Annotated in this window: 8 protein-coding genes; 7 read left to right on the plus strand and 1 reads right to left on the minus strand. The window is 63.1% G+C overall.

All coding sequences use genetic code 11. The annotated features are described in order from the left end of the window. Positions 1 to 424: 424 nt before the first annotated feature. The 6 genes from NW863_RS08860 (at position 425) to NW863_RS08885 (ending at position 5,373) form a co-directional block, all read left to right on the plus strand. A complete protein-coding gene (locus NW863_RS08860) occupies positions 425 to 1,279 on the plus strand; it encodes a leishmanolysin-related zinc metalloendopeptidase (RefSeq protein WP_414365848.1) in 855 nt (284 codons plus the stop codon). 2 nt (positions 1,280 to 1,281) lie between these two features. Then, the gene (locus tag NW863_RS08865) at positions 1,282 to 1,665 is read left to right on the plus strand and encodes a hypothetical protein (RefSeq protein WP_414365849.1); all 384 of its coding nucleotides are present in this window, start codon (positions 1,282 to 1,284) and stop codon (positions 1,663 to 1,665) included. Between the two features lie 66 nt (positions 1,666 to 1,731). After that, a complete protein-coding gene (locus NW863_RS08870) occupies positions 1,732 to 2,067 on the plus strand; it encodes a hypothetical protein (protein WP_414365850.1) in 336 nt (111 codons plus the stop codon). Next, complete coding sequence (locus NW863_RS08875; RefSeq protein ID WP_414332529.1) at positions 2,067 to 2,960, plus strand: DMT family transporter; 894 nt, start codon at positions 2,067 to 2,069, stop codon at positions 2,958 to 2,960. Before NW863_RS08870 ends, NW863_RS08875 begins: the two co-directional genes overlap by 1 nt. A 4-nt stretch (positions 2,961 to 2,964) precedes the next feature. Beyond that, entirely contained in the window at positions 2,965 to 4,047 is a 1,083-nt protein-coding gene (locus tag NW863_RS08880; RefSeq protein WP_414365851.1) for a glycosyl transferase, read from the plus strand. A 30-nt stretch (positions 4,048 to 4,077) separates the two neighbouring features. Then, positions 4,078 to 5,373 (plus strand): class I SAM-dependent methyltransferase, encoded by a 1,296-nt coding sequence (locus NW863_RS08885; RefSeq protein ID WP_414365852.1) that lies wholly within the window; start codon positions 4,078 to 4,080, stop codon positions 5,371 to 5,373. 37 nt (positions 5,374 to 5,410) lie between these two features. Here NW863_RS08885 and NW863_RS08890 read toward each other — a convergent pair whose 3' ends face one another. After that, positions 5,411 to 6,190, minus strand: a complete 780-nt coding sequence (locus tag NW863_RS08890; RefSeq protein ID WP_414332523.1) for a hypothetical protein — start codon at positions 6,188 to 6,190, stop codon at positions 5,411 to 5,413. A 280-nt stretch (positions 6,191 to 6,470) separates the two neighbouring features. Here NW863_RS08890 and NW863_RS08895 point away from each other — a divergent pair. After that, on the plus strand, positions 6,471 to 7,535 hold a 1,065-nt coding region (locus tag NW863_RS08895), incomplete at its 3' end, for an efflux RND transporter periplasmic adaptor subunit (protein WP_414365853.1).

The raw sequence follows: 7,535 nt of genomic DNA on the forward strand, positions 1-7,535 counted from the left end.
GGGGAGTATGTTCATTAGCGAGTTGGCTGAGACATTTCCTAGGCGTTTGCCATCGGTTGGGTTTTTCACCGTTTTGGGTGCTTGTCTAGGAATGGCATGCCTCGTCAACAGCTATACCATTGGCAAGCAACTGAGGATCCAGAGGGGTTTCCCCAGCCTCCTAGAGATCACCCATTGGGAATGGGTATGGGTGGCAGAGCCTAGGGCAAATCCTGCTCGGCAAATGCGGGCAACCGCTATGATCCGTCTGGGCTGTGGGGCCTTTGGAGGCAGTGTGAAGGGTTTTCGGAAGCTTGGGGGGAGAACGTGGAGCTTGCGCCTGCTCGGATCCCTGATAGCTGTACTACTGCTACTGCTGCTCAAAGCGTGCGGGGGAGGGGGTGGTTTCCCCCCTTCTTCTCCTCCGACTGCCGTTCCCACCCTTTTGCCTTCACCGATAACTGCCCCTGTTTCTCAGTTCACCATTGACGTTCGTTTTCCCGACAACAGCCTCACTCCCAGCCAGCAAGCCATTGTCCGCAGCGCGGCCTTGAGGTGGCAGGAGATCATCGTCGGGGATCAGCCGGATCTGGGGCCCACCAACATCCGGGCCGGCGAGTGTGGTGCGGGGGCTCCCAGCACGCCGCTCGATTTCCCTATCGACGATCTATTGGTGGAGGTGCGGGCAAGAGACCTGGGCGACGAGCGGATTTTAGGGGGAGCGGCTCCCTGTTTTGTGCGGGCCTCCAATGGCCTGCCTTTCTACTCTGTGGTTGTGTTCAACAGCCGAAACCTCTCGGCTTTGGAAGAGCGGGGCGACCTGCCCATTACTGCCCTGCACGAGTTGGGCCATGCGCTTGGCTTTTTGCCCAGCGTCTGGGATCCCAAGGGGCTGACGGTGGGCTTGGTGAAGCGGGATCAGCCGACGCCGCCGGGCTATGACCCCCACTTTATTGGCCCGCGGGCGGTTGCCGCTTTTACCACGTTGGGGGGGAATGCCCCTTCTGTTCCCTTAGAGAACCAGTTTGGGGAGGGATCCCGCGATTCCCACTGGCGGGAGAGCGTCTTGGGTCGGGAGCTGATGACCAGCCGCCTCGACCGGGGGGTGCCCAATCCCTTAAGCATCCTTACGGTGGGAGCGATGGCAGATATGGGCTACGCAGTGAACCCGGCGGCAGCCGATGGCTTTGAGCTGGGGCGCAGCCGGCCCCTCTCGGAACCCCTGGAGCTGCAGGAGCTGGAGCTGGCCCTACCGCTGCGGCGCTTCGATGCCACAGGCAGACCGGTGGGGGATCCCTGAGGTTGAAAAAAGCATATCTACCTATAGCCAAGCTGCCCGTTCTTAACAATAATGAGTGGCCAGTTGCAGAACGTTACGACATCGGCAAAATGGGCATTCTCAAAAAGCTGTTCGGCGGTCTTTTTTCCTTCTTTGGCATTCTCTTCGGCGGTCTGGTGGATTTTGTAACCGGGCCTTTTCGCTCGGTGCCTGGACAATCCGCTCCAAGCCAGTCGGCAACTTCCTCTAACTCTGCGGCAACGGCTGCGCCTGCCAAGCCCAAAGTGGTGGTCGAAAGGCCCTTTGTGCCCAACGAGATCCCGGCTCCGCGTCCTAACCGTCGCCCTGGCCCAGCTCTAGATCTGTTCCGCGCCATGGCCCAAGAGATCCCGTCGGCGCGGGCCTAGCTTGCCCTGCTTTTGGGGAGCAGCTCGTAAGATGGAGATGGCCCTGTATTCTGGAGACTGCTCCCTATGTCGGATCTTTCTTTCTCAGAACAAGAACGGCTAAAACAGCTTGAGCGCGAACTGGAGCAGGCGGCTGCGGCCTCTGGGGCGCTGAGCTCGTCTCAGGGGAAAAATGCCGTTCGCACTTGGGCTGAGTGGGGGCGTCCACTGCTGACGGTTTTGGCCATTTTGGGCTGTATCTTGCTGGTGGGGCTGGTCTTCCGGGTTTTCACCACTGTTCTCAAGTGGGCGGTGGTGGCGGGTCTGGGCTACCTGCTCTACGTCTGGGTGGTGGCGCCGCGGCTGGGCCTTCCCACCGGAGCGAGGCCAAAGGCAGAAAACAGGGATCTGGACAGCTTTTGATGCGCAGGGATCCCTGGCGGGCCCGCGCCTACCTGGCAGCGGCTATCTTGGGCTGGGCCACAGCGGCCAGCGCCTTTAAGTTCGGGTTGCAGCACCTCTCACCGACGGTCTTGCTGATTTTTTCGGCGTGTAGCTCCTGCCTAATCTTGGGGATGGTTCTGGTGGTAACAGGGCGGGCGCCTCTTGTCCGCCAGCAGAAGGGATCCCAAATTGGCCTGTCGGCGCTGCAGGGGCTGCTCAACCCGTTTGGCTACTACGGGGTGCTCTTCCAAGCCTATGATCGCCTCTCGGCCCAGGCGGCACTGGCTTTAAATTACACCTGGCCGCTGCTGCTGGCTCTCTTGGCGGTGCCGCTGTTGGGGGAGCGCCTGCGCGGGCGGCTGCTGCTGGCTTTGGGAACGAGCCTGGTGGGGGTGGTGCTGGTGGCCACGGGGGGCTCCTGGGGCACCCTGCAAGTGGAGGATCCCTGGGGAGTGGGACTGGCGGTGGGCAGCGCCGCTATTTGGGCCCTCTACTGGCTGCTCAATGTGCGGGATGGACGGGATGCCGTGCTGAAGTTGTTCCTGGGGTTTGTCTTCGGCAGCGGCTATTGCCTGGCGCTATTGCCGTTGCAGGAGCTGAGGTGGACTCTAGCAGGGCTGGGCTGGGCGGCCTACATCGGCTTGGCGGAGATGGGCCTGACTTTTGTGTTCTGGCTGCGGGCGCTGGAGCTGGCGGACGAGCGCGGATCCCTGGCCAATTGGGTCTATGTCACGCCATTCCTGTCGCTGGGGTTGATCGCGGTGCTGTTGCAGGAGCCGATCGCGCCAGGATCGCTGCTGGGCCTGGGCCTCATCTTGGCCAGCAACCTCTGGGGATCCCGGCGGGAAAAGTCTCAGCCTGTGCTTTCCTAAGGCTATGGCGGTGAATCCAGTTCCTCTCTATGTGGCGGCAACGGCCCATGGGTTTGGGCACGTCACCCGGCTGACGGCGGTGGTGAACACTTTGCGGCGGCGGGAGCCGCAGATCCTGCCCATTTGGGTGACGCCGGCTCCCGCTTGGCTGCTGGAGCGCTACGGGGAAGGGGAGTTTCTGCATCGGCCCCGCGCTTTGGACGTGGGGGTGGTGCAGCCGGATGGGCTGCAGGCGGATCTGCCGGCGACGTTAGTGGCCCTGCGGGCGTTCCAAGCGGGGTCTGCCGACCTCATCCGAGAAGAGGCGGAGTTCATCCGCAGCCAGGGGGTGCCGTTGCTGCTAGGGGATGTGCCCCCCATTGCCGCCGCCATTGCCGAGGCCGCCGGGATCCCCTGCTGGATGGCCAGCAACTTCGGCTGGGACTTTATCTATCAAGAGTACGGCCCCCAGTTTCAGCCCTTTGTAAGCTGGATCCGCGAGCTGTACGGGCGCTGCCAGCGGCTGTTTCGCCTGCCCTTTGCTGAGCCTATGGGCGCCTTTCCCCACCAGGAACCCGTGGGGTTGACGGGGTCGGATCCCCGCTACTTGGCCGGGGAGGTGGCCCAGCGCCTAGGACTGGAGCGGGAGCGGCCCACGGTTTTGTTAACCTTTGGCGGGCTAGGGCTGCAGGGCTTGCCCTACGAGCGGCTTTTGGATTTTCCCGACTGGCAGTTTCTCACCTTCGACCCCAAGGCTCCCCCTTTGCCCAACCTGCAGATTCTGGACGGGCAGAGGTGGCGCCCGGTGGATGTCATGCCCCTCTGCCGCTGGGTGGTGTCCAAGCCGGGCTATGGCACCCTAGCGGAGGCGCTGCGCTGTGGGATCCCCATGGCCTGTGTCAACCGTTCCAGCTTTGCCGAGTCGCCCCTCTTGGTGGAGGGATTGCGGCGCTACGGCTGGCATCGTATCCTCTCGCCGGAAGAGTTCTTTGCGGGATCCTGGGACTTCTTGCGGGATCCCCCTCACCCACCCCAGGCGTCGGAGGAGCTGGATCGCAAGGGCAATGAGGCCATTGCCGACGCTATTGCGGCGTTCCTGAGACACTAGCATAGGGAGCAGCTTCCTGGAGTGGATCCCATGGCCGGCAGCACAACCGAGTCTTTGCGGCAACTCTACGAGGAACTGCCCTATCCCAACGTACCTGTTGAGGCGTCGGGCCGCAGCGCCATCGGTAGTCTGTACCGCCTGAGCTGGACGACGGCCCAATACGCCCGTACCCGCGCCATCCTGCCCAGCGAGGGGATCGCCATCCTCAACGTCGGCTGTGGCTCCGGCTGGGAGACCTTGATCTTGGCGGAGGCCAACCCAGGGGCGCGGCTGGTGGCCTGCGACCTCTCGCCGGCGTCGGTGCAGGCAACGGAGCGGCGCCTGCGCTACCACGGCTTTGGGGAGGTGGAGCTGCATGCCCTCAACCTGTTGGAGATTGAACAACTGGGGCAGCGGTTTGACTTCATCAGCCTCAACGACGTGCTCTATCTGCTTGAGGATCCCGTGGCGGGCTTGAAGGCGCTTAAGCGGGTGCTCAAGCCGGACGGGATCTTGCGGGCCAACCTGCACCACGCCTACCAGCGGCAGGTGATCTTCCGCCTGCAGGAGGCGTTCCGGCTGCTGGGCCTGTTTGAGCTGCCCACCCCCGAAGCCTGCCGGCGGGTGCGGGAGTTCATGGCCAGCCTGGCCTCTGACGAGCTACGCGCTGCCCTGCGCTGGGATCCCCAGATCTACAGCGACGACACCAACATCCGCGCCAACTACCTCTTACCCGGCGACAAAGGGTTTTTGCTCCCGGATCTCCTGCGCATGCTTCAAGAGGCGGAGCTGGGCTTGGTTTGCCTGGTGGACTACGCCGACTGGGATCCGACGCTGCTCTTCAAAGATAGGGCCATGCCGGCTTGGCTGCAGGCGGAGCTGGACAAGCTTTCCCCTGCCGAGCAAAACCACTTCTACGAGCTAATCTACCCCGACCACCGCCTCATCGACTTTTGGGCGGAGCACCCCGGCTCTTCCTTGGTCTTGCCCTGGAGCGACGCCGACTGGCTGGAGGGCAGGGTGCAGCTCAACCCCATCCTGATGGACAACGCCGAGTTTTGCCACAACTTTGCCCAGGCCCACGAAAAAAAACTGGAGTTTGTCATGAACTGGCCGGGGGCCAGCCGTGGGCGCCTGACCATACCAGCCCCCCAGATGGCCTGGCTGGGATCCCTGTTGCAGGGGCCAGTGGCGGTGGCTAGCTTGGTCGAGCAGGCGGCCCAAGCCCATCGGATCGACCAGGAAGCGGCCCAGGAGCAGGTGCTCACCTACCTGGCAGGGCTGGAGTCGTTTCTGTTTGTGATGTTGGATCCCAGCCCAGCTTCTCTTGCCAAAGAAGGGATTTGAAATGGCGGCAATCTTGGGCCTGCAGGGGAGAGGATCCCTAGCGGTCCACCAGGCGCAGCTCAAAGGTAAGAATGTTGGCGGCCAAAATCTCCAAAGCTCCCCCCTCGATGAGGTCGCGGGTGAGGGCAGCCCCAGAGCCACTTTGTTGGATCAATTCTCGGCTGCGGCGCACTGTCTCTTGCCGCTGGGGATCGTCCACAACCACCTGCCGCTGGTTGGAGAGGCTGAGGCGGTAGTAGTGGGGCAGCTCGCCACGGGTGGCGTCAATGGCCAGGTTGGTTTCTTCAGGAGCGACGCGGAAGGGGGCACGGGCGGTGAGCAGCGCCACCTGAATATCCTGATCCCGCCCGTCCAGGCCCTGGAGCTCGGAGATGTCGATCTGGAAGCGGAGGGTGTCGCGGTCGCGGCTGAGGCGCTCTGCCCGCACCTGGTTAAAGCCGACGGCAAACTCCCGCTCCGGCTCGCCAAACCGCTGGATGGTGGACTGCAAGACCGATTCTTCGTTGAGGGGGGTAACCCGGATGAGGTAGTCCCAGTTCTGGACAAAGGCATACTCATTGGGCCCGACGCGGACATTGGGATCCACCAGGTTGGCAGTGGGGCCAGGGCTGCCGGCCCGGCTGAGGGCCACCAGGTACCAATAGTTGGGGCTGATGGGCAAGCCCATGGTCATGCGCACTTCCAATACTGGCCGCGCCCAAGCAGCAACCGCCGTGAAGGCTGTGATGGCTGCTGCTCCGAGGCAGCTCCACAGCCAGTGCTGAGGACGACAGTCGAGCTGCAGCGGGCGAAACCAGGTTACGGCTACAGTCCTCATATCAACTTCCTCAACTGCAGCGACTTGCCTTCGCGTCAGGTAACAAAAGATCCGATGCTTGCGCAACAAGTTTAGAACCGTCTGGCCAAAGATGGCCGTTGTCCGGCGAGCTGGGGCTCTGGACGCTAAGCTGGGCTTTTGGCTAAGCATACACCTTAGTTCTGGATTGGGAAGGATGGCAAGCGCTTTTGCACAGGTGCAGGAAGGCACAGGCTCATTACCTTGGTTAGTTGAGCCAATGCAGAGAGGGGATCCCTCTGTTGTGGGAGCAGTTGTAATCATGAGGCGATTGCGAACAGCTCTGCCGCTGTTGTGTTTTTCTTTGCTGCTGGCTGCCTGTCGAGCGGGGGGCCCCCCTCGCGGCATGGAAGGCCGAGGAAGTGGACAAAGCCAGCCCACCCCGGTGGCCATCGGCGCCGTGGAAGAACGGCCCATTCAGGAGACTGCGGAGTTCATCGCCAGCCTCGGATCCCAGCAGGTGGCAAGCATCCGGCCCCAGGTGAGCGGCCAGGTAACCCAGGTGTTCGTGCGGCTGGGATCCCAGGTCTCTGCCGGGGCGCCCCTGTTTGCGATCGACAGCCGGCAGCAACAGGCGGCGGTGGCCGGCCAAACGGCGGGGATCGCGGCGGCCCAGGCCAACCTGGAGAGCAGTCGAGCCGTGCTCAGCCAGTTGCGGGCGGAGCGGCTGCGGCTGGAGGCGGCGGCAGAGTTCGCCCAGGAGCAGCACGAGCGCAACCTGCGCCTCTTGGCCGAGGGGGCTATTAGCCAGGCGCAAGCGGATCAGTCCAGCCGCGATCTGCGCCAGGCGGAGGCAGCCTTGGCGGCCCAGCAGGAGCAGATCCGGGCCCAAGAGGCGGCCATCTTGCGGGCAGAGCGAGAGGTGGAGCGGGCCCGGGCCGAGGCGGAGCGGCAGCAGGTGCAACTGCAGTTTTTCCAGGTCACGGCTCCCTTTGCCGGCATTGTCGGCGAGGTGTTGGTGCGGCAGGGGGATTATGTGACACCCCAGACGGTTTTGACCACCCTGACCCAAACCCAGGCGCTGGAGCTGAACCTGAACATCCCGCTGCAGCAGGCCCCCCGCCTGCGCATCGGCACGCCGGTGCAGATCCTAGATAGCGGCGGCGAGGTCATCGGCACCAGCCAAGTCTCTTTCATTGCGCCTGAAGCGGATCCCGGCACGCAGTCGGTCCTGGCCAAGGCCTTGCTGGAGAACCCCGCCGGCCAGTTGCGTAACGCCCAGTTTGTGCGAACCCGCATCGTCTGGGAGGAGCGGCCAGCTTTGTTGGTGCCGGTGACGGCGGTAGCCCGTCTGGGCGCCCAAACCTTTGTCTACACGGTGCAGACT

It is taken from the genome of Synechococcus sp. B60.1, from assembly GCF_047462555.1.
GTDB lineage: Bacteria > Cyanobacteriota > Cyanobacteriia > Thermostichales > Thermostichaceae > Thermostichus.